This window comes from Moorena sp. SIO1F2 (assembly GCF_010672755.1).
Taxonomy (GTDB): Bacteria; Cyanobacteriota; Cyanobacteriia; order Cyanobacteriales; family Coleofasciculaceae; genus Moorena.
Genome location: NZ_JAAHFV010000570.1, coordinates 1 through 2,575 on the forward strand (window position 1 = coordinate 1; position 2,575 = coordinate 2,575).

General features: G+C 43.4%; 3 protein-coding genes and 1 pseudogene. 3 read left to right on the top strand and 1 reads right to left on the bottom strand.

Annotated features, from left to right (window positions below; all coding sequences use genetic code 11):
- Positions 1-1,395: glycine--tRNA ligase subunit beta (gene glyS / locus F6J94_RS32835; protein ID WP_293047894.1), on the top strand; the 1,395-nt coding region annotated here is incomplete at its 5' end.
- Between the two features lie 140 nt (positions 1,396-1,535).
- Here glyS and F6J94_RS32840 read toward each other — a convergent pair.
- Complete coding sequence (locus F6J94_RS32840) at positions 1,536-1,721, bottom strand: hypothetical protein (protein WP_293022075.1); 186 nt, start codon at positions 1,719-1,721, stop codon at positions 1,536-1,538.
- Between the two features lie 40 nt (positions 1,722-1,761).
- On the opposite strand from F6J94_RS32840, the gene F6J94_RS32845 reads away from it, so the two are divergent.
- Positions 1,762-2,310: a hypothetical protein gene (locus F6J94_RS32845; RefSeq protein ID WP_293047897.1), complete on the top strand. Its 549-nt coding sequence runs from the start codon at positions 1,762-1,764 to the stop codon at positions 2,308-2,310.
- Between the two features lie 124 nt (positions 2,311-2,434).
- A pseudogene (locus tag F6J94_RS32850) lies at positions 2,435-2,575 on the top strand (DNA double-strand break repair protein Mre11); the annotation flags it as partial.

Here is a 2,575-nt window from a genome sequence, read left to right on the forward strand (position 1 = left end):
TTTAGGACAGCAGTAGTGGGTAAATTTTCCTCAGAATTCTTGAATTTACCTCAAGAAGTGGTCACCACAGAGATGGTGTCTCACCAGCGCTACTTCCCAGTATTCAAAACCGAAGCAGCTACTGAACTTATCCCCTATTTTATTACTATTGGTAACGGTGACCCCGCCAAATCCGAAATTATTGCTACTGGCAACGAGCGAGTAATCCGAGCGAGGTTAGCCGATGGCCAGTTTTTCTACAAAACCGATATCGACTCACCCTTAGAAAGCTATTTACCCCAACTGGAGAAAGTCACTTTTCAGAAAGATTTGGGTTCAGTACGCCAAAAGGTCGGTAGAATAGAAAAGATAGCGAGTCAAATTACTGACCAGTTACGTCAACACTCTCCTAATCTAATCTCACCAGAGGCGATTACTCAGATTCAAAGGGCGGCCTTATTGTGTAAAGCAGACTTGGTTACCCAGATGGTGTATGAATTTCCTGAATTACAAGGGGTAATGGGACAAAAGTATGCCGTTGCTAGTGGGGAATCTGAGCAAGTCGCAACAGCAATTTTTGAGCATTATTTACCGAGGGGTGCAGGTGATTCTCTACCTCAAACCATTACTGGGCAAGTGGTAGGGTTATCAGACAGGCTAGATACCTTAGTCAGTATCTTTGGCTTAGGTATGTTACCCACAGGCTCTTCTGATCCCTTTGCTCTACGTCGTGCTGCTAATGGGATTATCAACATTACCTGGGATGCAAATTTACCGATTAATCTCCAGCAGTTGCTAAAAGATATTGCTGCGGATTTTGTAGCTGCTTATCCAGACAAGAATTCACCAATAGAGTCATTACAGGAATTTTTCTTACAACGGATTCGGACTCTGCTCCAAGAAGAAAAGAAAATTGATTATGATTTAGTGAATGCTGTGTTAGGAGAAGATGATCCCGAGTATCAAAACAGGGCATTAATTGATGTGTTAGATGTACGCGATCGCGCTTTGTTTCTCCAGTCTATCCGAGATAATGGTACCCTGGATAAAATCTATGAAACTGTCAACCGTTCAGCTCGTTTAGCTAAACAAGGGGATTTAGATACCAAAGAGTTACAACCAACAACAGTAGTGAATCCGGAACACTTCCAGAAGTCTTGTGAGCAAGCATTTTATGATGCTCTCGTGGAATTAGTGCCAAAAATTAAAGCTTCTCAGGAAGAGCGAGATTATCAGAAATTAGTGGAAGCACTAGAGCAGATTACTCCTACAGTTAGCACTTTCTTTGATGGTGACCAGAGTGTATTGGTGATGGATCCTGACCCCAATATTCGCAGTAATCGCTTGAATTTGTTAGGATTGTTGCGGAATCATGCTCGTGTATTAGCAGATTTTGGAGCAATTGTCAAGAGTTAGGGGTTGGTTTGTAAGCATATGCGCTACGCGCACGCTACGCGAACAGTAATCAGCAATCAGTAATCAGCAATCAGTAATCAGCAATCAGTAATCAGCAATCAGCAATCAGCAATCAGTAATCAGCAATCAGCAATCAGCAATCAGCAATCAGTAGTGGCCAAAGGCCAAGGCTGTTCGCGTAGCGTGGCCAAAGGCCAAGGCTGACGGCTGACGGCTGACGGCTGAGCGCTGAGGGCTGACCACTGAGCGCTGACCGCTGACCGCTGATAACTTTGGGGGATTGATAGTAAAAGCTCTATCTGCGGTTTTCTGAAAATTGTGCTCAAATTGAAACTGACCTACGATTGAGCTAGCCTGATAAATGCCATGGAGATTCTAGAAACCGTAACCTTTGATAATGCCATCGCATTCACGGAATCGATAATGACCAAAATGGCAACAGGGGAACTAACATCGCCAGAAATTACCGATGCGATCGCATCCTTAGTCAAAACCAAAAATGGTGCTAGAGGTTTCTTTGTCACCTACCTTACCAGTGACAGCACCTTAGCCGACAATCCCTCACCAGAGGTGATCACAGCTCTAGAGTCATCCCCCGAAATCGTAGCGGAACTGTTAGTCAAAAATTTAGCTATGTCAGCGGCAATGGGATTGAACCATCGCCGCAATGGTAAAGAAGACATGGCTCAAGGATCAGACCGAGTGCGATGCTCCGTAGGAGCCGCTCCGCGAACGCGTAGTGCTAATCTCATTAAACAACTAAATATGCCAAGCCTGTTTGACATTGCCCAACAGTTAAGGCAAAGCGCCCTTACTGGAGTTGGCAACTACCAAGAATTTCTGCAGCGCTGGAGATACGATTCTGAGCAAAAACAGGTCATCCATCAAGCTCTATCTGAAATTCTTGACGAATAACCAAAGGGATGTTTTCAAAAATCAAAAAGTGACTATAGATATTAATAGGAAAATAGCAATTTAAAAATTGTTAATTGCTATTTCCTAATCTCATCATGTCTACTTTGTAATAGTATCATCGCCAATGATAAAAATTCTTCACCTATCTGACATCCACATGGGTAGTGGCTTCTCCCATGGACGAATCAACCCTGCTACTGGAATCAACACACGTTTAGAAGATTTTGTCAATACCCTAGCTAAATGTATTGACCGAGCCATTGCC

What these genes read in the sequence shown, in the direction of transcription:
- F6J94_RS32845 (WP_293047897.1), top strand. Translation starts at nt 1,762, where the DNA reads ATGGAGATTCTAGAAACCGTAACCTTTGATAATGCCATCGCATTCACG.